This window comes from Diaphorobacter nitroreducens, from assembly GCF_002214645.1.
Classification (GTDB): domain Bacteria; phylum Pseudomonadota; class Gammaproteobacteria; order Burkholderiales; family Burkholderiaceae_C; genus Diaphorobacter; species Diaphorobacter nitroreducens.
Map to the genome: position 1 here is coordinate 2,161,935 of NZ_CP016278.1, position 19,135 is coordinate 2,181,069.

The 19,135-nt window shown below is 68.6% G+C and carries 17 protein-coding genes; 11 read left to right on the top strand and 6 right to left on the bottom strand.

From position 1 onward, the window contains the following. The first annotated feature begins 32 nt into the window (after positions 1-32). The 4 genes from proX (at position 33) to BA022_RS10145 (ending at position 4,533) form a co-directional block, all read left to right on the top strand. On the top strand, positions 33-1,112 hold the full coding sequence (proX, locus tag BA022_RS10130) for a glycine betaine/L-proline ABC transporter substrate-binding protein ProX (protein ID WP_187305958.1): 1,080 nt from the start codon (positions 33-35) through the stop codon (positions 1,110-1,112). A gap of 242 nt (positions 1,113-1,354) precedes the next feature. After that, positions 1,355-2,842, top strand: a complete 1,488-nt coding sequence (locus BA022_RS10135) for an ATP-binding protein (RefSeq protein ID WP_088887425.1) — start codon at positions 1,355-1,357, stop codon at positions 2,840-2,842. Further along, positions 2,839-3,567: a response regulator gene (locus BA022_RS10140; protein ID WP_011804495.1), complete on the top strand. Its 729-nt coding sequence runs from the start codon at positions 2,839-2,841 to the stop codon at positions 3,565-3,567. Before BA022_RS10135 ends, BA022_RS10140 begins: the two co-directional genes overlap by 4 nt. A 189-nt stretch (positions 3,568-3,756) precedes the next feature. Continuing rightward, positions 3,757-4,533, top strand: a complete 777-nt coding sequence (locus BA022_RS10145; RefSeq protein WP_011804494.1) for a Crp/Fnr family transcriptional regulator — start codon at positions 3,757-3,759, stop codon at positions 4,531-4,533. Between the two features lie 44 nt (positions 4,534-4,577). Here the strand turns inward: BA022_RS10145 and fumC are convergent, their stop codons facing one another. Further along, on the bottom strand, positions 4,578-5,969 hold the full coding sequence (gene fumC / locus BA022_RS10150) for a class II fumarate hydratase (RefSeq protein WP_088887426.1): 1,392 nt from the start codon (positions 5,967-5,969) through the stop codon (positions 4,578-4,580). A 190-nt stretch (positions 5,970-6,159) separates the two neighbouring features. On the opposite strand from fumC, the gene BA022_RS10155 reads away from it, so the two are divergent. Further along, positions 6,160-7,719, top strand: a complete 1,560-nt coding sequence (locus BA022_RS10155) for a fumarate hydratase (protein ID WP_015912701.1) — start codon at positions 6,160-6,162, stop codon at positions 7,717-7,719. Positions 7,720-7,861: 142 nt separating this feature from the next. Then, complete coding sequence (locus BA022_RS10160; RefSeq protein WP_088887427.1) at positions 7,862-8,878, top strand: YcjF family protein; 1,017 nt, start codon at positions 7,862-7,864, stop codon at positions 8,876-8,878. Between the two features lie 84 nt (positions 8,879-8,962). On the opposite strand, the gene BA022_RS10165 is transcribed toward BA022_RS10160, so the two are convergent. Both BA022_RS10165 and pmbA read right to left on the bottom strand, forming a co-directional pair. Further along, positions 8,963-9,883, bottom strand: coding sequence for an EamA family transporter (locus BA022_RS10165; RefSeq protein WP_088887428.1), 921 nt, complete (start codon positions 9,881-9,883; stop codon positions 8,963-8,965). A 25-nt stretch (positions 9,884-9,908) separates the two neighbouring features. Beyond that, the gene (gene pmbA, locus BA022_RS10170; RefSeq protein WP_088887429.1) at positions 9,909-11,318 is read right to left on the bottom strand and encodes a metalloprotease PmbA; all 1,410 of its coding nucleotides are present in this window, start codon (positions 11,316-11,318) and stop codon (positions 9,909-9,911) included. A 95-nt stretch (positions 11,319-11,413) separates the two neighbouring features. On the opposite strand from pmbA, the gene yjgA reads away from it, so the two are divergent. Genes yjgA through BA022_RS10190 form a run of 4 tightly spaced genes read left to right on the top strand, consistent with a single transcriptional unit; the run spans position 11,414 to position 15,510 of the window. Further along, positions 11,414-12,076, top strand: a complete 663-nt coding sequence (gene yjgA / locus BA022_RS10175; protein WP_015912697.1) for a ribosome biogenesis factor YjgA — start codon at positions 11,414-11,416, stop codon at positions 12,074-12,076. Continuing rightward, positions 12,069-12,677, top strand: coding sequence for a molybdopterin adenylyltransferase (gene mog, locus BA022_RS10180; RefSeq protein ID WP_015912696.1), 609 nt, complete (start codon positions 12,069-12,071; stop codon positions 12,675-12,677). The genes yjgA and mog overlap by 8 nt, the downstream gene beginning before the upstream one ends. A gap of 28 nt (positions 12,678-12,705) precedes the next feature. Continuing rightward, positions 12,706-14,352 (top strand): SulP family inorganic anion transporter, encoded by a 1,647-nt coding sequence (locus tag BA022_RS10185; protein WP_088887430.1) that lies wholly within the window; start codon positions 12,706-12,708, stop codon positions 14,350-14,352. A gap of 57 nt (positions 14,353-14,409) precedes the next feature. Then, positions 14,410-15,510 carry an NAD(P)-dependent alcohol dehydrogenase gene (locus tag BA022_RS10190; RefSeq protein WP_058130996.1) on the top strand — a complete coding sequence of 367 codons (1,101 nt, stop codon included), beginning with the start codon at positions 14,410-14,412 and terminating at the stop codon, positions 15,508-15,510. A gap of 116 nt (positions 15,511-15,626) precedes the next feature. On the opposite strand, the gene BA022_RS10195 is transcribed toward BA022_RS10190, so the two are convergent. From BA022_RS10195 to BA022_RS10205, 3 genes are read right to left on the bottom strand one after another with little or no spacing between them, the layout of a single operon-like run. Then, the gene (locus BA022_RS10195) at positions 15,627-16,286 is read right to left on the bottom strand and encodes a nitroreductase (RefSeq protein ID WP_088887431.1); all 660 of its coding nucleotides are present in this window, start codon (positions 16,284-16,286) and stop codon (positions 15,627-15,629) included. 7 nt (positions 16,287-16,293) lie between these two features. Then, positions 16,294-17,085 carry a serine O-acetyltransferase gene (gene cysE / locus BA022_RS10200; protein ID WP_047349618.1) on the bottom strand — a complete coding sequence of 264 codons (792 nt, stop codon included), beginning with the start codon at positions 17,083-17,085 and terminating at the stop codon, positions 16,294-16,296. A 33-nt stretch (positions 17,086-17,118) separates the two neighbouring features. Beyond that, positions 17,119-17,913 carry an RNA methyltransferase gene (locus tag BA022_RS10205; protein WP_088887432.1) on the bottom strand — a complete coding sequence of 265 codons (795 nt, stop codon included), beginning with the start codon at positions 17,911-17,913 and terminating at the stop codon, positions 17,119-17,121. A gap of 170 nt (positions 17,914-18,083) precedes the next feature. On the opposite strand from BA022_RS10205, the gene BA022_RS10210 reads away from it, so the two are divergent. Continuing rightward, on the top strand, positions 18,084-19,052 hold the full coding sequence (locus BA022_RS10210; protein ID WP_088887433.1) for an inositol monophosphatase family protein: 969 nt from the start codon (positions 18,084-18,086) through the stop codon (positions 19,050-19,052). The last annotated feature ends 83 nt before the right edge of the window (positions 19,053-19,135 follow it).

A 19,135-nucleotide genomic window follows, 5' to 3' on the forward strand; every position in this document is an offset into this window, starting at 1 on the left:
ACTCCCGTTCACCACCAGAAAGGAAACCCCGGATGACTCTTCTGTCGCTGACCTCTTCCACACACACTGCACGTTTCGGCGCATGCGCCGCCCTCGCCCGCCGCCTGCACGCGCCGCTGGCCGCGGTTGCCGCGGGTCTGGGCCTGGCGCTGGGCGCCACCGCTGCGCTGGCCCAGCCCACCGCCCTGCCCGGCAAGGGCGTGAAGGTGCTGCCTCTCAAGAGCTCGATCGCCGAGGAGACCTTCCAGACACTGCTGGTCATGAAGGGCCTGGAAAAACTCGGCTACGACGTGCAGCCCATCCAGGAGGTGGAGTACCCCACGGCCCACATCGCCATCGGCAATGGCGACGCCACGTTCATGGCCGACCACTGGAACCCGCTGCATGCCGACTATTACAAGAACGCCGGCGGCGACGCGAAGCTCTACCGGCGCGGCACCTACTCGGGCAACGCGGCGCAGGGTTACCTGATCGACAAGAAGACCGCCGACGCGCATGGCATCACCAACGTCGAGCAGCTCAAGGACCCGAAAATTGCCCAGCTGTTCGACACCAACGGCGACGGCAAGGCCGACCTGACGGGCTGCACGCCCGGCTGGGGCTGCGAGGCCATGATCGAGCACCACCTGGACGCCTACGGCCTGCGCAACACCGTCACGCACCAGCAGGGCACCTACTCCGCGCTGATCGCCGACACCATCACGCGCTACCGCGCGGGCAAGCCCGTCCTGTACTACACCTGGACGCCGTATTGGGTGAGCAACGAGCTCAAGCCCGGCAAGGACGTGGTCTGGCTGGAAGTGCCCTTTTCCTCCCTGCCCGGTGAGCAAAAACGCTTGGACACGCGCCTGCCCAACGGCAAGAACTACGGCTTCGTGGTGAACCAGCAGCAGATCGTGGCCAACAAGGCCTGGGCCGAGGCCAACCCCGCCGCCGCCAAGCTGTTTGAGGTGATGCAGCTGCCCGTGGCCGACATCAACGCCCAGAACCACCTGATGAGCCGGGGCCAGAACAAGGCCGCCGACATCGAACGCCATGTGAACGGCTGGATCAAGGCACACCAGAAGACCTTTGACGGCTGGGTGCAGCAGGCGCTAGCCGCGGCCCGCTGACGAGTGCCTTTGCAACAATTTGCATAAAAACAGGAGAGAACGCCTGTCCCTCATGCGCGAGCAGCTATCTTTTAAGTAGCACCAGAATCGGGCGGGGCGGGCTTTCGCCCCGCCCATGCCTGCGGGCGAGGCGTTGCCATTGGTTGCATTTGGCGCGCTTCCTGCCACCGTGGCCAGGCCCCGGGGGTGGCCCGGCCGTGCCATCCTCGGCGTTTCACCACGGCCAAGCGGCTCCCCACTTCATGCAACTTCCGCGTCTCACCCTCCAAGGCAAGGCCTTTGCAGCCCTGTCGGCGCTGCTGGGGGTGATGCTGGTGCTGTTCGTGGGCTTCTCGCTGCTGGGGCTGCAGCGGGGGCTGGGCCCCTACGTGGCCGAGGTGGAGTTGGCGCGCATGGACTGGCTGGTGTTCCGCCTGCAGGCCGCGTATGAACAGCAGGGCGGCTGGCAGACACTGCGCGAGCAGCCCGGCCTGTGGCGCGAGCTGCGCCGCCCGCGCAACGTTCAGATGCCGACCTTCGGACCCGCTCCCGTGCCTGCGCCCGAGCCCCTGTTGCTACCCCAGGTCACGCCCGGCACGGCCCCGCCACCGGTGGATGCGCTGTCGCGCCGCCTGGGCGTGGTGGATACGCAGGGCCGCGTGGTGGCGGGCGCCGCACCCGTTGCCGGCGGTGCGCGGACCGCGCTGCGCGACGGCGAGGGGCGCCTGATCGGCCACCTGGTGCTGGCGCCGCTCGACGGGCTGGAGCGCGATGCGGACCGCGCCTTCCTGTCCAAGCAGCTCGGTTTCGTGGTGTGGAGCGGCGTGACGGGCCTGGCGCTGGCACTGCTGCTGTCCTGGTGGCTGGCGCGGCGCTGGCTGCGCCCCATCGACACGCTGGTGACCGGCGCGCAGGCCATTGCGGCAGGCGAGCTGCACACCCGCGTGCCCGAACAGGCCGACAGCGAGGAATTCACCCGCCTGATCCACACCTTCAACGCCATGGCCGAGCAGCTTGCGAGCGTCGAGGCCTCGCGCCGCCAATGGATCGGGGACACCGCGCATGAACTGCGCACGCCGCTGGCCGCGATGCGCGCCGAGATCGAGGCCGTGCAGGACGGCGTGCGCCCGTTCGACGAAAAGACCGCGCGCCGCCTGCACCGCCAAGTCATGCGGCTGATCCAGCTCGTGGGCGATCTGCGCGCCAGTGTGGACATGGCAGGCGACCAGCCCCCGCCCGTCATGAGCGCCGTGCAGCCGCTCGCGCTGCTGCGCGAGGCCATGGCCGGCATGCAGTCGCGCTTCGACCAGACGGGTGTCGCCCTGCAGGCCGCGCCAGACCTGGCCACGCTCGCCAAGCAGCCGCTGCAGGTGCACGGCAACGCACAGCAGTTGCACCGCGTGTTCCTGAACCTGCTGGAAAACAGCCTGCGCTACACCGACCCTGGCGGGCGGCTGCAGGTGTCGGCCAATGTGCAGCGCAATGGCGGCCCGCCGCGCCTCACGCTGCGCCTGGACGACACGGCGCCCGGCGTGGCGCCGCACGAGCTGCCGCACCTGTTTGAGCGCCTGTACCGTGCCGAGGCCTCGCGCCGCCGCGCCTCGGGCGACCTGGGCGGCTCGGGCCTGGGCCTGGCCATCTGCCGCACCATCGTGCAGGCGCACGGTGGCCAGATCGAAGCCAGCGCCTCGCCGCTGGGCGGTCTGCGCATCACTCTCACGCTGCCTCTACTGGAGAACCCCTCGCCATGACCACGCCCGCACGCATCCTCGTCGTGGAGGACGAGCAGGACATCGCCGACGTGCTGCTGGACTACCTGCGCCACGCGGGCTACGCCCCGGAGCACGCGGCCGACGGCCGCACGGCCCTGCAGGCCCTCACCGCCCCCCAGCCGCCCGACCTGACGCTGCTGGACGTCATGCTGCCCGGCATCGACGGGCTGGAGGTGCTGCGCCAGGCGCGCCGCCACACCGACAACCCCATCGTGGTGATCACTGCCCGCGTGGAAGAAGTGGACCGCCTCATCGGCCTGGAACTGGGCGCGGACGACTACATCTGCAAGCCCTTCTCGCCGCGCGAGGTGGTGGCGCGCGTGAAGGCCGTGCTGCGCCGGCGCGCACCGCCGGCCCAGGCCGCCGCGCAGGCGGAGCTGGCCTACGGCGCGCTGGTGCTGGACGAGGCCCAGCTGCAAGCCACGCTGCACGGCACCCTTGTGGCGCTGACACCGCGCGAATGGCATCTGCTGCGCACCCTGCTGGCACACCCGCGCAGCGTGCTGTCGCGCGCCCAGTTGCTGCAGCACGCCTACCCGGACTCGCCGCAGGAGCCCAACGAGCGCGCCGTGGACAGCCACATCAAGAATCTGCGCCGCAAGCTGCGCAGCGCCGACCCCGCCGGGCACGACTGGATCCGCTCGGTCTATGGCGTGGGCTTTGCCTTCGACCCGCCCGCGGCGCCTCAGGACGCTCAGGACTGAGCTAGCTCCTTTTTTAATAGCTGCTTGCGCTTACCACAAGCGCCTTTAGGGCACTTTTTGCTTTAAACGCATCCCGGCAGCCACAGCGGCCTACGCCGGGTGGGGACAAGGGTTTGTTACCGAGCGTGACGGCGCCTAGAATGCCGCAGCCTCTGTTCCCGCGCCCGGCGCCCTCACCGACGAACCACCATGCCCGCTCCCCTGCGCTTTTGTGCCGACGTGTCGCTGCAACGTCCCCTGTTGTCGGCGCGCGAGCGCGAGGCCCTGGACCGCAGCCCCTGGTTCTCCACCCTCTCGCCCTCGCTGCGGCACGACATCTTTCGCCTGGGCCACGTGACGCGCCATGCACACGGCGACCTGATCGTCGAGCAGGGCCGTCCCATCCGCGAATGGTTCACCTGCGCCAGTGGCGCGCTGCGCTTTCAACGCACCACGCCCTCCGGCAAGCTGGTCACGCTGGCCTATGTGGAGCCCGGCATCTGGGTGGGTGAGGCCGAGGTGCTCTACGGCCGCCCCTGCACCTACGACGCGCATGCCCATGGCCCCACCACGCTGTTGAGCGTGCCCGAACCCACCTTCCGCACGCTGCTGCAGGAGCATCCCTCGTTCGGCGAGGCGCTGCTCACGCTGCAGGCATGGAGCATGCGGTCGCTGTATTGCATGATGGAAGACATGGCCACGCTGCCGCTGCGCGCGCGCCTGGCCAAGCAATTGCTACAGCTGCTGCAGCGCTTCGGCCCGCAGCGCACCGAGCCGGGCGAGAGCGTGCCGCTGGGCCTGTCGCTGGCGCAAGACGAGCTGGCCTGCCTGCTCGGCGGCTCGCGCCAGCGCGTGAACGTGGAATTGAAATGGCTGGAACGCGAGGGCCTGATCAGCGTGCGCCCCCGCGGCATCGAGATCCTGGACGCCACCGGCCTGCAGACGCTGGTGGACCAGGCCGCCGCGGATGGCCGAGGCGACGAGTAAGGCGCTCCCCTCTCGCGGCGCACGCCCCCGCGCTCGCCGAATCTCTAGCGTCCCACCATCCGGGCGGGCACCACCCACTCATCGAACTGCGCGGGCGTCACGTGGCCCAGCGCCAGCGCGGCCTCGCGCAGCGTGCTGCCTTCCTTGTGCGCCTTCTTGGCAATCGCCGCGGCCTTGTCGTAGCCGATGTGCGGGTTGAGCGCCGTCACCAGCATCAGCGAGCGCTCCACCAGCTCCGCGATGCGCGCGCGGTTGGGCTCTATCCCCACGGCGCAGTGCTCGTTGAAGCTCACCATGCCGTCGGCCAGCAACCGCACGCTCTGCAGGAAGTTGTGCGCCACCAGCGGGCGGAACACGTTCAGCTCGAAGTTGCCACTGGCCCCGCCGATGTTGATGGCCACATCGTTGCCCAGCACCTGGGCGCACAGCATGGTCAGCGCCTCGCACTGCGTGGGGTTCACTTTGCCGGGCATGATGGACGAGCCGGGCTCGTTCTCAGGGATGGTGATCTCGCCGATGCCGCTGCGCGGGCCGCTGGCCAGCCACCGCACGTCGTTGGCGATCTTCGTGAGGCTGGCCGCCAGCGTCTTCAGCGCGCCGTGGGCATGCACCAGCGCGTCCTGCGATGCGAGCGATTCGAACTTGTTGGGCGAGGTCACAAAGGGCTGGCCGGTGAACTGGGCCAGCTCCTGCGCCACACGTTCGGCGTAGCCCTCTGGCGCATTCAGGCCCGTGCCCACGGCCGTCCCGCCCAGGGCCAGTTCATGCAGGTGCGGCAGCGCCGCGCGCACATGGCGCTCCCCATGGGCAAGCTGCGCCACCCAGCCCGAGATCTCCTGCCCCAGCGTGAGCGGCGTCGCATCCTGCAGATGGGTGCGGCCGATCTTCACGATGTCGTCGAACGCCTCAGCCTTGGTCTGCAGGGTGGCGCGCAGCTCCTCCATGGCGGGCAACAGCCGGTGCACCAGCGCCTGCACCGCGGCCACATGCGTGGCGGTGGGGAACACGTCGTTGCTGGACTGGCTCTTGTTCACGTCGTCGTTGGGATGTACCAGCCGTGCCTCGCCGCGCTCCCCGCCCAACAGCTCGCTGGCGCGGTTGGCCAGCACCTCATTGACGTTCATGTTGGTCTGCGTGCCCGAGCCGGTCTGCCAGACCACCAGCGGGAACTCGTCGTCGTGCTCGCCCAGCAGCACCTCGTCGGCCGCGGCGACGATGGCGCGTGTCTTGTCCGCACCCAGCAGCCCCAGCACGTGGTTGACCCGGGCCGACGCGCGCTTGACCTGCGCCAGCGCGCGGATGAGTTCCTGCGGCTGTCGTTCGCCCGAGATGGCGAAGTTCTGCAGCGAGCGCTGCGTCTGCGCGCCCCAGAGCCTGTCGGCCGGCACCTCGATGGGGCCGAAGGTGTCGCGTTCGATACGGGTGCTGGAAGTCATGGAAACGCCTTTCTGATCCGGGAAGGAGCAACGGGGCGATTTCACCGCAAATGGCCGCGCGGCCACTGAAAGCCCCTGCCGCCACGCCGGGCGGACGGGGCTTCTACCCTTGCTTTTGCCCTTGCATCAGGCTCGTGCAAGGTGCAGGGCGATAATCGCGGGCGTCCGTTTCACAAGAATCCTCCCCCACATGACCACGACCATCCGGTACAACGACCTTGTGGAGTCCGTAGCTGCCGCGCTGCAGTACATCTCCTACTACCACCCCGCCGACTACATCCAGCACCTGGCCCGCGCCTACGAGCGCGAGCAGAGCCCCGCGGCCAAGGATGCGATGGCGCAGATCCTCACCAACAGCAAGATGAGCGCCACGGGCCACCGCCCGATCTGCCAGGACACGGGCATCGTGAACGTGTTCCTGAAGGTGGGCATGGGCGTGCGCTTCGAGGGCTTTGCCGCCGACCAAAGCCTGGAGGACGCCATCAACGAAGGCGTGCGCCGCGGCTACAACCACCCCGACAACACGCTGCGCGCGTCGGTCGTCGCCGACCCGCAGTTCGCCCGCAAGAACACCAAGGACAACACACCCGCCGTCATCAGCGTGCAGATCGTGCCCGGCGACACGCTGGACGTGACGGTGGCCGCCAAGGGCGGCGGCAGCGAGAACAAGTCCAAGATGGTCATGATGAACCCCAGCGACAACCTCGTGGACTGGGTGCTCAAGACCGTGCCCACCATGGGCGCCGGCTGGTGCCCGCCGGGCATGCTGGGCATCGGCATCGGCGGTACGGCGGAAAAGGCCGTGCTGCTGGCCAAGGAAAGCCTGATGGAAGACCTGGACATGTACGAGCTGCTGGCCAAGAGCCAGCGCGGCGAGAAGCTGGACCAGGTCGAAGAGCTGCGCCTGGAGCTGTACGAGAAGGTCAACGCCCTCGGCATCGGCGCCCAGGGCCTGGGCGGCTTGGCCACCGTGCTGGACGTGAAGATCAAGATGTACCCCACGCACGCGGCCAGCAAGCCCGTGGCCATGATCCCCAACTGCGCGGCCACGCGCCACGCGCACTTCGTGATGGACGGCTCCGGCCCCGTCTACATGGACCCGCCGAGCCTGGACCTGTGGCCCAAGGTGGACTGGGCGCCCAACACCGAGACCAGCAAGCGCGTGGACCTCAACACCCTGACCAAGGAAGAGGTCGCGAGCTGGAAGCCTGGCCAGACGCTGCTGCTGAACGGCAAGATGCTCACCGGCCGCGACGCCGCGCACAAGCGCATCCAGGACATGCTGGCCAAGGGTGAGAAGCTGCCCGTGGACTTCACCAACCGCGTGATCTACTACGTGGGCCCCGTGGACCCGGTGAAGGACGAGGCCGTGGGCCCCGCCGGCCCCACCACCGCCACGCGCATGGACAAGTTCACCGACATGATGCTGGAGCAGACCGGCCTGATCGCCATGATCGGCAAGGCCGAGCGCGGCCCGGTCGCCATCGAGTCCATCAAGAACCACAAGAGCGCCTACCTGATGGCCGTGGGCGGCGCCGCCTACCTGGTCAGCAAGGCCATCAAGAACGCCAAGGTGGTGGGCTTTGCGGACCTGGGCATGGAAGCCATCTATGAGTTCGACGTGGTGGACATGCCCGTCACCGTGGCCGTGGACGCGGGCGGCACCAGCGCCCACATCACCGGCCCGGCCGAGTGGCAAAAGAAAATCGCCGCGGGCGAATACAAGGTCGTGCCCATGGTGGCCGCCTGACGGCCTCGCGATGTGAACCGTCCGTGACAAAACCGCCCTCGGGCGGTTTTTGTTTTTCCAACGGATAAAGGGCCAGCGCGGCAGGGAACCCCGCTGCCGCCTTGCACTCCCATCTGCATCTCTTCACCGACTCAGGAGCACCATGACCGCAGAAGAAATTCGCGCCACCCTCACCTTGTGCCTGATGGCCTCGTACGCAGACGGCGAGAAGCACGACCGCGAACGCGAGCAGATCCGCGAGGTCGCGCAAGGCCTTGCGGGCGACGCGCAGGTCAACCTGCCCGGCCTGTACCAGGACGTGCTGCTGCGCCGTGTGCAGCTGCCAGAAGTGTTGGGCCGCCTGGCCTCTCCCGAGTCGCGCCAGCTGGCTTATGAGATGGCCGTGTGCGTGTGCGAAGCCGACGGCCACACCAGCGCCAAGGAAGACGCCTTCCTGGCCCAGGTGCGCCAGGCCTGGGGTCTGGGGGGCGCGCATACCACAGGGGGATTCGATGCCGAGGCCCAGGCCGTGGCCGACGCCCCTTTGCAAGCGCCTCTGCAAGCGCCGCTGGACGCATCCACTGCGCCTGCGACACCGCCCCCCCACCCCGCCGCTGCGGACGCACTGCCCACCACCGCCGCGCAGCGCCGCCCCGGCAGCCTGCCGCCCGCCGAGATGGACCGCAAGATCCTGCAGGCGTCGATCATGAACGGCGCCATCGAACTGCTGCCCGAGAACCTGTCCACCCTGGCCATCATCCCGCTGCAAATGCGGCTGGTCTACCAGATCGGCCAGAGCTACGGCTATGAGCTGGACCGCGGGCACATCAAGGACTTCCTCGCGACGCTGGGCGTGGGGCTCACCTCGCAGTACCTGGAGCAGGCAGGCCGCAAGCTGCTCAGCGGCCTGCTGGGCAAGGCCGGCAAGGGCCTGCTGGGTGGCCTGGGGCGCCAGGCGGTGAGCAGCGGCATGAGCTTTGCGGCCACCTATGCGCTGGGGCATGTGGCCAACCAGTACTACGCGGGCGGGCGCGCGCTGTCCACCGACATGCTCAAGGACGCCTACCAGCACGTGATGCAGGACGGCCAGCAATTGCAGGCGCGTTACTTGCCGCAGATGCAGGCGACCGCGCGCCAGCTCGACACGGCCAAGATCCTCTCCATGGTTCGCGGCGGCTGAGAGGCAAGTTGCCGCGCTGAACGCGGGTTTTGCTACTTTTTCATGAGCATCTAGCGCTTGACTGGCAAGCGCTAGAGCCATTTTTTATATAGATTCCGCCCCGCGGCGGCGCTTGGCCCACAGCCCGCCGAACTGGTTGATCACCATGCCCGCCAGCACGCCCAGCGTGCCCATCCATTGCCAGGCCGTGGGGCGCTCGCCCAGCAGCAGCATGGCCGACAGCAGTCCCACCACCGGCACCAGCAGCGACAGCGGCGCCACGGTGCTGGCGGCGTAGCGCTGCAGCAGGCGCGTCCACAGGCCATAGCCCAGCAGGGTGGACAACAGCGCCAGATAGGCCACCACGCCCAACTCGCGCCCGCCCAGGCCGCGCAGCTGCTGCACCACGGCCTCCGTGCCGTCCACCACGCAGGCCAGCAGCAACAGCGGCACGATGGGGAACACGCTGCTCCAAACAATGAAGGACACGGGCTCGTACGGCCCCTGGCGCGCTGCGACGCGCGTGAGCAGGTTGGAGCCGGCCCACATGGCCGCGGCCCCCACGGTGAGCAGGAAGCCCGCCAGGGTCATGCCGGAGGCGCCGTCGCCGTGCGCCGCGCCGATGAACGCCAGCCCGCCGATGGCGATGCACAGGCCCAGCCACTGCCAGCGGTGTGGCGTCTCGCCCAACAAGGCTGCTGCCATGAGCATGGTGATGAATGCCTGCGTCTGCAGCACCACCGAGGACATGCCCGCCGGCATGCCCAGCTGCATGCCGGTGAACAGCAGGCCGAACTGTCCCACACCCTGCACCAAGCCATAGGCCGCCATCACGCCCCAGGACAGGTGCCGCGGCGGGCGCACGAACAGCAGGAACGGCAGCGACGCCGTCAGGAAGCGCAGCGCGCACAGCACCAGCGGCGACAGCGTGGCCAGGCCCCACTTCATGACGACGAAGTTCAGCCCCCAGACCACAACCACCACCAGCGCCTTGGCCCAGTCGGCCCGCGACAGCGACGTGCTCATGCGCGGACTGCCGGCGCGGCGCGGCTCAACTGCCCGCCACCTTCATGCGGTTGATGAGGATGGAGCCCACCGTCTTGGCGCCATAGGTGTAGGCGTCGGCGCCCACGGCCTCGATGCCGCGCAGCATGTCCTTGAGGTTGCCGGCGATGGTGATCTCGTGCACCGGATAAGCGATGCGGCCGTTCTCCACCCAGAAGCCGCTGGCGCCGCGCGAGTAGTCGCCCGTCACGTAGTTCACGCCCTGGCCCATGAGCTCGATCACGAACAGGCCCGTGCCCAGCTTTTGCAGCATGGCGTCCAGGTCGTCGCCGGGCTTCGTAAGGCGCGACGACAGCACCAGGTTGTGCGAGCCGCCGGCGTTGCCGGTGGTCGGCATGCCGAGCTTGCGCGCCGAATAGGTGCTGAGGAAATAGCCCTGCACGCGGCCCGCCTCCACCACCTGGCGCGGCGCCACGCGCACGCCCTCGTCGTCGAACGGCGAGCTGCCCTTGCCGCCCAGGATGAACGGGTCCTCGGCCACGTCGATGTGCTTGGCGAACACCTGCTTGCCCAGCGAATCGACGAGAAAGCTGCTCTTGCGGTACAGCGCGCCGCCGCTCACGGCCTGCACGAAGCCGCCCAGCAGGCCGGCGGCCAGGGGCGACTCGAACAGCACCGGGCATTCGGTGGTGGGGATCTTGCGGCTGCCCAGGCGGCTCAACGCGCGCTGGGCGGCGTAGCGACCCACGGCCTCGGGCGCGGCCAGTTCGCGCGCGTCGCGCATGGAGCTGTACCAGGCGTCGCGCTGCATCTCGGCATTGCGCCCCGGCAGCGAGGCGATGGGCGCCACCGAGATGCTGTGGCGCGAACTGGCGTAGCCGCCGCGAAAGCCGCGTGTGTGGGCGCTGAAGAAGTGGCTCTGCTGCGCTGACACGCCCGCGCCTTCGCTGTTGGTGATGCGTTTGTGGGTCTTGAAGGCGGCGGCCTCGCACTCCAGCGCGAGAAGCGCGGCCTCTTCGCTGGTGATAGCCCAGGGGTGGAATAGTTGCAGGTCGCGGTGCGTTTCCTGTGGCGCGATGTCGGCCGCGTCGGGCAGGCCGGCCACCGGGTCCTCGGCGGTGAAGCGGGCGATGTCGTAGGCCGCCTGCACCGTGCGCTCCACGGCGGCCAGCGAGAAGTCGGACGTGCTCGCATTGCCACGGCGGTGGCCCACGTACACCGTCACGCCCAGCGACTTGTCGCGGTTGCGCTCCACCGTCTCCAGCTCGCCCTTGCGTACGTTCACCGACAGGCCGCAGCCTTCCGAGGCGTCCGCCCCCGCGTCGGTAGCGCCCAACTTCTTGGCATGGGCCAGAGCATGGTCCACCAGGCCTTCAAAGAACTCTCGGGTATAGCTGAAGCCGTTGTCGGGCTGGGAAGAAGTGCCGCTGGCGGCGCGGTTGCTGGATGTATTCATAGCGGCGGCTATGATACTTGCCGACCCGCGCCGCCGCGCGGCAGGCGCCATTGCCGCTGCGCCGCGCAGGGCCTGTTTCCGCCCCCAGCACACCCATGTCACGCAAACCCAAAAAAGGCTATTTTGTGAAGGGCCATTTCGTTGCCGAAGGCAGCGAGATGGACCTGCAGCTCAAGGCCGAACTCAAAGGCACCGACGGTGCCACCAAGACCGACCTCAAGCGCGAGATGGAGGCGCTGCAGGACCTGGGCTCCGAGCTGCTCACGCTGCGCAGCGACCTGTTCGCGCGCCTGGACCTGCCCGAAAAGCTCCAGGATGCATTGGCCGAGGCCCGCCGCATCACCAACTTCGAGGGCAAGCGCCGGCAGATGCAGTTCGTGGGCAAGCTCATGCGCAAGCTGGAAGAAGACACCGTAGCGGCCATCCACGCCGCGCTGGACGAGCAGCGCAACGGCTCCGCCGCCGAGAAGCTGGCCCTGCACCAGGCCGAGCACTGGCGCGACCGCCTCATTGCGGACGACAATGCGCTGGCGGCATGGCTGGAGCAGTTCCCGCGCACGGACACGCAACAGATCCGCGCGCTGATTCGCCAGGCGCGCAAGGATGCGCCGTCCGACCATGAGGCCCGGGTGGCCCAGTCGCAGGGCGAGGCCCCGCGCAAGGGGCGTGCCTACCGCGAACTGTTCCAGCTGGTGCGCCACCAGATGACCGAAGCGGCCGCCCTGGCCGTGCATGAGGAGCGCGAAGACGATGCCTGATACCCACAAAGCCCCGTCCTACGAGCCGGTCAAGATCGGCATCGTCTCCATCAGCGACCGCGCCAGCAGCGGCACGTACGAAGACAAGGGCCTGCCCGCCCTGCACGACTGGCTCAAGCGCGCGCTGCACAACCCGATTGCTTTCGAGCCGCGCCTGATTCCCGACGAGAAAGAGCGCATCAGCGCCACGCTGGTCGAACTGGTGGACGCTGGTTGCAGCCTGGTGCTGACCACCGGCGGCACCGGCCCCGCGCTGCGCGACGTGACGCCCGAGGCCACGCTGGCCGTGGCCGACAAGGAGATGCCGGGCTTTGGCGAGCAGATGCGCCAGATCTCGCTGACGTTCGTGCCCACGGCCATCCTGTCGCGCCAGGTGGCGGTGATTCGCGGCCAGAGCCTCATCATCAACCTGCCGGGCCAGCCCAAGGCGATTGCCGAGACGCTGGAGGGCCTCAAGGACGACAGCGGCGCACAGCGCGTGACGGGCATCTTCGCCGCCGTGCCCTACTGCATCGACCTGATCGGCGGGCCCTACCTGGAGACACGCCCCGAGGTCTGCAAGGCCTTCCGCCCCAAGACCGCCGTGCGCCCCCAGCGCTGAGCGCGCCGCCCCGCCACGGGGCCGTGCCATGCTGCCCACCGATCGTCCTGCCGCGCCTTCGCGCCCCCGCGCAGGCCACACGTTCCTGGCCGGCCTGGCCATCGCCGGCCTGCTGGTTCCCGAGGCGGTTGCGTACGCCGCCATCGCCGGGGTACCGCCGGCCCATGCGCTGGTGGCCGCGCTCGTCGGGCTGCTCGTCTACCCGTTCATCGGCACCAGCCGCTTCGCCACGCTCTCGGCCACGTCGTCGGCCGCTGCGATCTTCGCGTCCGTCGTGGCGGCGGAAGGCACGGGCGGCGCGTTCGCGCTGGTCGGGGTCACCGGCGGACTGTTCATCGTGGCGGCGCTCGCACGCGCCGACTTCCTGGCGGCGTTCGTCTCGCGCCCCGTGCTGCGCGGCTTTGCGTGGGCGCTCGCGGTCACCATCGTCGTCAAGCAACTGCCCGGCCTCACGGGCGTTCCGGCCCAGGGCACGCACACGCCCGGCCTGCTGTGGGACTGGCTGGGCAGGCTCGGCAACGCACAGGGTCTGACGGCAGCGCTGGGCTGCGGCGCGCTGGCTCTGTGGCTGGCGCTACAGCGCGCCCATGCGCGGCATGCCTGGGTGCAGCCCTCGGTGCTGGTGCTGGCGCTGGGCATCGCGCTGTCCGCGGCGCTGCCTTTGGCGGCGCACGGCGTGGTGCTGGTGGGGCCGGTCACGCTGCAGGGGCTGCAGTGGGGCTGGCCGCGGCTGGACTGGGACCACTGGGTGCGCGCCGCCCAGGTGGCGCCAGCGCTGATGATGATCCTGTTCGCCGAGTCGTGGGGATCGGCCCGCTCCCTGGCCCTGCAAGCGGGCGACCGCGTGCACGCGCGGCGTGAGATGCTGGCCCTGGGCGCCGCCAACATCGGCAGCAGCCTGCTGCAGGGCCTGCCCGTGGGCGCAGGCTTCTCGGCTTCGTCGGCCAACTACGAGGCTGGGGGGCACAGCCGCTGGACGGGCCTCGTCGCCGCAGCGGCGATTGCGTTGGCGCTGGGATTGGCGCAAGGCGCACTGGCGCTTGTGCCGCTGCCGGTGCTGTGTGCGGTGGTGATCGGCATCCTGTCGCACAAACTGGGCCCGCGCCCCTTGTGGGCCACGCTGCGCTGGAATGGCGACGCCTGGATGGCATTGGCCGCCGCGGCAGGGGTGTTGGTGCTGGGCGTGCTGTTCGGCATGCTGCTCGCGGTGGGGCTTTCGCTGCTGCTGGCGCTGCGCCGCTTTGCGCAGCCGGCCGCCAGCGAGCTGGGCCGCCTGCCGGGCACGCATGATTTCGTCGCGCTCAAGCTGCACCCGCAGGCGCAGCGCACGTCGGGCGTGCTGGTGCTGCGGCCGGACGAACCGCTGTTCTTTGCCAATGCCGAGGCCATGGCGCATATCGTGGCCACGCACGCAGGAGCCCAGGGCGTGCGCGCCGTGGTGCTGAGCGTGGAGTCCAGCGACGACATGGACGTGACCACGCTGGAGGCCCTGCAGGAGTTGCAGGCCCATCTGGCGCGCCGGGGACTGGCGCTGCTGCTCGCGCGCATCAAGGACCACCCGCGTGCCGCGCTTCAGCGCGCCGGGCTCACGCATATTCCGCTGTTCTGGAGCGTGGACGACGCCGTGGGCGCGGCACAGGGCATGGCCATACCCGAGCAGTCCACTCAACCGTAGCCCCGCCGCCGCGTACCCGGCGTAATGTGGCGGCTTCACCCCACAAAGGAGCCCCGCATGACCGCCATGATGAAAGCCGCTGTCTTCGTCGAAAAAGGCCGCATCGAACTGGCCGACAAGCCCATTCCCGGCGTGGGCCCCAACGACGCGCTGGTGCGCATCACCACCACCACCATCTGCGGCACCGACGTGCACATCCTCAAGGGTGAATACCCGGTGGCCAAGGGCCTGACCGTGGGCCATGAGCCCGTGGGTGTGATCGAGAAACTGGGCAGCGCCGTGCAGGGCTACCAGGAAGGCCAGCGCGTGATCGCCGGCGCCATCTGCCCCAACTTCAACAGCTACGCGGCGCAGGACGGCTATCCCAGCCAGGACGGCAGCTACCTGGTGCCGCGTGGCCTGTGCGGCTGCCACGGCTACAAGGCGACGGCCGGCTGGCGCTTTGGCAACCTGATCGACGGCACCCAGGCCGAGTACGTGCTGGTGCCCGATGCCCAGGCCAACCTGGCGCCCATCCCCGATGGCCTGACCGACGAGCAGGTGCTGATGTGCCCGGACATCATGTCCACCGGCTTCAAGGGCGCGGAAAACGCCAACATCAAGATCGGCGACACCGTGGTGGTGTTCGCGCAGGGCCCCATCGGCCTGTGCGCCACCGCCGGCGCGCGCCTGCTGGGTGCCACCACCATCATCGCCGTGGACGGCAACGACGACCGCCTGGCGGTTGCGAAGAAGATGGGCGCCGACGTGACGCTGAACTTCCGCAACGTGGATGTGGTGGAGGAGGTGATGAAGCTCACCGGCGGCAAGGGCGCTGACGGCTCCATCGAGGCACTGGGCACGCAGGCCACGTTCGCCCAGGCCATGAAGGTGCTCAAGCCCGGCGGCACGCTGTCCAGCCTGGGGGTGTACTCGGAAGATCTGTCGATCCCGCTGGCGCAGTTCGCTGCCGGCCTGGGCGACCACACCATCCGCACCGCGCTGTGCCCCGGCGGCAAGGAGCGCATGCGCCGCCTGATGAACGTGATCGCCGCCAACCGCCTGGACCTGGGGCTGCTGGTGACGCACCAGCGCAAGCTGGACGACATCGTGGAGGCCTACGACCTGTTTGCGCACCAGCGCGACGGGGTGCTCAAGATCGCCATCAAGCCTCACTGAGGCGAGCCAACGCCCACCAAGGAAAATAGGCCGCTAGCGCTTATACATCAAGCGCTGGCAGCTATTGAATTAGGAGCATTCATCCAACAAAAGGCCCCGGCGGCCCTTCCTCGGGCTCAGAACCCGCGCATCTCGCCCCACTCGCCCCAGGGAGCGCGCGAGGAGCGCAGGGTATTGATGGGCGCCGCCGCATCCTCATAGCCCAGCGCCACGCCAAAGGCCACGCGGTACGGCTCGGGCAATCTCAGCTGCTGCTGCAGCGTGCCGGCATAGCGGCGCCAGAAGCCCTGGGCGCAGGTGGCCAGCCCATGCTGCACCGCCAGCAGCATCAGCGACTGCAGGTAGATCCCCAGATCAGCCCATTGCGGCTGGCCCATGCGCTCGTCCACGCACACGAAGATGCCCACGGGCGCGCCAAACAGCTCGGCATTCTTGGCCAACTGCTGCAGGCGCCCGGCCTTGTCCTCGCGCGGAATGCCGATACTGCGGTACAGGTCTTCGCCGTTGGCGAAGCGGCGTGTGCGGTAGGGCTCCCACAGGCCCGGCGGGTAGGACTGGTTGTCCGGTCCTTCCTCGGGTTGCGCCTGGGCGACGACCGCCAACAACTCCTGCAGCGGCGCGCCCGTGAGGGCCACCACGCGCCAGGGCTGCAGATTGCCGCCGGAGGCCGCCTGTGCGGCTTCTTGAAGAATCGTCTGCACCGTCGCCGCGGGGGGCGCGTCGGGCAAGAAGGCGCGCACCGAGCGGCGCGCACGCAGGGCCTGGGTGACTTCCATGGATTGTTTACTTGCCAATGATGTCGTTGAGCTTGGCCGCCTGGAATTGCTCGCAGCGCACGGCCTCGTCGGGTACACAGCCGCCGCTTTGCGGGGTGGACCTGGAGAGCTTTTCAATGGCCTGCCACAGCAGTGCGATCTGGTGCTCCTGCGTGGCGGCGGAATCGATCAGGCCGCGCATGGCCTGGGTCAGCGGGTCGTCCTGCAGGGAGGTCACGCCGTAGGCGCTGAACTTGGCCTCCTCGGGCTTGTGCGGCTCGGTCACATCGGCGCTCTGGCCTTCCTTGGACGGAATGATGCGCGCGGGGATGCCCACGGCCGTCGCACCCGCCGGCACCGGCTTGATGACCACGGCGTTGCTGCCGATCTTGGCCCCATCGCCCACCTCGAAGCCGCCCAGCACCTTGGCGCCCGCGCTCACCACCACGTTCTTGCCCAGCGTGGGATGGCGCTTGGTGCCCTTGTAGAGCGAGGTTCCGCCCAGCGTCACGCCCTGGTAGATGGTGCAGCCGTCGCCGATCTCGGCGGTCTCGCCCACCACCACCCCCATGGCGTGGTCGAAGAAAACCCGCTCGCCGATCTTGGCGCCCGGGTGGATCTCGATGCCCGTGAACCAGCGCGCAAAGTGCGAGATGAAGCGCCCCAGCCACTTGAAGCCGTTCGTCCAGCACCAGTGCGCCGGCCGGTGCAGCCAGATGGCGTGCAGGCCGGGATAGCAGGTAATGACCTCCCAGGTGCTGCGCGCAGCCGGGTCGCGTTCGAGGATGCACTGGACGTCGGATCGCAGGCGGGCAAGCATGAAGGGCAATGGTGTAACGAGAAGCTTGGCAGTCTAGCGGTTTGCCTGCGTGGCCTGCAGCATGGATTTGGCGACACCGCGCAGGATGTGGATTTCCTCCTGCGTGAGTTGCGCGCGGTTGAAAAGCTGGTTCAAGCGCGGCATGAGCTTCTTGGGCGCGGCCGGGTCCAGAAAGCCGATGCCCGTGAGCGCCTGCTCCCAGTGCGCAAGCATGCCGGCCACTTGCGCGGCGTCCGCACGCTCGCCCTGAGGGGCGGACTCCTGCACCGCAAAGCCCTCCCCACGGGTGGCGAGGGCCTGCCGCCATTCATAGGCGATGACCTGTACCGCCGCGCCCAGGTTGAGCGAGCCGAACTGCGGATTGGTGGGAATGCTCAGCGCCACATGGCAGCGGTACACATCCTCGTTGGCCATGCCAAAACGCTCGGAGCCGAACAGGAAGGCCACGCCAGTTTCCGGCGACGGGTTTCTAGCCAAATCAGCCCCTGGCGCTTTGCCATCAAGCGCGGGCAGCTCATTATTCAATAGCATCTCGAAATGCTGGCGCGGCGTGCGCGTGGGCGGGCCGAAATCGCGCGGCGTCATCGCCGTGGCACACAGGTGGCTCACGCCCTCCAGCGCCTCGTCCAGCGTGGCGACGATGCGGGCATGGGCCAGCACGTCCAGCGCGCCGCTGGCCCGCTGGATGGTCTCCTCCTTGCGCAGCACGTTGGGCCAGCGCGGTGCGACCAGCACCAGGTCATCGAAACCCATGGTCTTCATGGCGCGGGCCGTGGCGCCCACGTTGCCGGCGTGGCTGGTCTGGATCAGGATGAAGCGGGTTCTCATGGCGCGAAGTGACTCGGGAGCAAGCCTGCCATTGTCGCCGCTGCTGCAAAGCGCTCGAAGGCCCGCGCGTGCAAGCCCGAAGGGTGATGGGTAAAATGCCCGTTTTGCGCCCGCATCGCCGGCTGCGCGCCCCGCGGCCACGAGCCGCCCCGCTCCTTCGTCACAATCCAATGTCGTCCAATCTGCACCCCATGCTCAACGTGGCCATCAAGGCCGCTCGCGCCGCCGGCGCCATCATCAACCGCGCGGCCCTTGACGTGGAGGCCGTGCGTATTTCGCAAAAGCAGATCAACGACTTCGTGACCGAGGTGGACCATGCCGCCGAGCAGGCCATCATCGAGACGCTGCTCACCGCCTACCCCGGCCACGGCATCCTGGCGGAGGAATCGGGTTCGGAGCACGGCTCCAAGCATTCCGAATACGTCTGGATCATCGACCCGCTGGACGGCACCACCAATTTCATCCACGGCTTTCCCGTGTACTGCGTGAGCATCGCCCTGGCCGTGCGCGGCAAGGTCGAGCAGGCCGTGGTGTACGACCCCTCGCGCAACGACCTTTTCACCGCCACGCGCGGGCGCGGCGCCTTCCTGAACGAGCGCCGCATCCGCGTGAGCAAGCGCACGCGCCTGGGCGAATGCCTGATCTCCACGGGCTTCCCCTTCCGCCCCGGCGACAACTTCAAGCAATACCTGAACATGATGGCCGAGGTGATGCCCCGCACCGCCGGCCTGCGCCGCCCCGGCGCTGCCGCGCTGGACCTGGCCTATGTGGCCGCCGGCTACACGGACGGCTTCTTCGAGAGCGGCCTGTCGATCTGGGACGTGGCCGCGGGCGGCCTGCTGGTGACCGAGGCCGGAGGTTTGGTGGGCAACTTCACGGGCGAGGCCGACTACATGGAGCAGCGCGAATGCCTGGCCGGCGCGCCACGCATCTATGGCCAGCTGGTGACTCTGCTGGGCAAATACAGCAAGTTCGCCAGCGCGGGCGACAAGGCCGCGGTGCGCCAGGCCGCCGAGGTCACGGAAGTCGCTGACGTGGCCGGCGACGAGGCGGCCGCGCAGTCGCCAGACGACGCCACGCCCACCGCACCGGACAGCGCCGCCGAGGACACCCACACGCGCCCCCCGGCCGCGCCGTAACCCCCACACTCACAAAACAATAGCTGCTCGCGCTTGCTGCAAGCGCCTTAGCAGCTATTTTTTATGAGAGCTGCGGCAGCACT

Coding starts and splice junctions, on each gene's coding strand:
- BA022_RS10155 (WP_015912701.1), top strand. CDS start 6,160: ATGACCACGACCATCCGGTACAACGACCTTGTGGAGTCCGTAGCTGCC.
- BA022_RS10190 (WP_058130996.1), top strand. CDS start 14,410: ATGACCGCCATGATGAAAGCCGCTGTCTTCGTCGAAAAAGGCCGCATC.
- BA022_RS10195 (WP_088887431.1), bottom strand. CDS start 16,286: ATGGAAGTCACCCAGGCCCTGCGTGCGCGCCGCTCGGTGCGCGCCTTC.
- BA022_RS10165 (WP_088887428.1), bottom strand. CDS start 9,883: ATGAGCACGTCGCTGTCGCGGGCCGACTGGGCCAAGGCGCTGGTGGTG.
- BA022_RS10145 (WP_011804494.1), top strand. CDS start 3,757: ATGCCCGCTCCCCTGCGCTTTTGTGCCGACGTGTCGCTGCAACGTCCC.
- BA022_RS10210 (WP_088887433.1), top strand. CDS start 18,084: ATGTCGTCCAATCTGCACCCCATGCTCAACGTGGCCATCAAGGCCGCT.
- mog (WP_015912696.1), top strand. CDS start 12,069: ATGCCTGATACCCACAAAGCCCCGTCCTACGAGCCGGTCAAGATCGGC.
- BA022_RS10135 (WP_088887425.1), top strand. CDS start 1,355: ATGCAACTTCCGCGTCTCACCCTCCAAGGCAAGGCCTTTGCAGCCCTG.
- pmbA (WP_088887429.1), bottom strand. CDS start 11,318: ATGAATACATCCAGCAACCGCGCCGCCAGCGGCACTTCTTCCCAGCCC.
- cysE (WP_047349618.1), bottom strand. CDS start 17,085: ATGCTTGCCCGCCTGCGATCCGACGTCCAGTGCATCCTCGAACGCGAC.
- BA022_RS10205 (WP_088887432.1), bottom strand. CDS start 17,913: ATGAGAACCCGCTTCATCCTGATCCAGACCAGCCACGCCGGCAACGTG.
- fumC (WP_088887426.1), bottom strand. CDS start 5,969: ATGACTTCCAGCACCCGTATCGAACGCGACACCTTCGGCCCCATCGAG.
- BA022_RS10160 (WP_088887427.1), top strand. CDS start 7,862: ATGACCGCAGAAGAAATTCGCGCCACCCTCACCTTGTGCCTGATGGCC.
- BA022_RS10185 (WP_088887430.1), top strand. CDS start 12,706: ATGCTGCCCACCGATCGTCCTGCCGCGCCTTCGCGCCCCCGCGCAGGC.
- proX (WP_187305958.1), top strand. CDS start 33: ATGACTCTTCTGTCGCTGACCTCTTCCACACACACTGCACGTTTCGGC.
- BA022_RS10140 (WP_011804495.1), top strand. CDS start 2,839: ATGACCACGCCCGCACGCATCCTCGTCGTGGAGGACGAGCAGGACATC.
- yjgA (WP_015912697.1), top strand. CDS start 11,414: ATGTCACGCAAACCCAAAAAAGGCTATTTTGTGAAGGGCCATTTCGTT.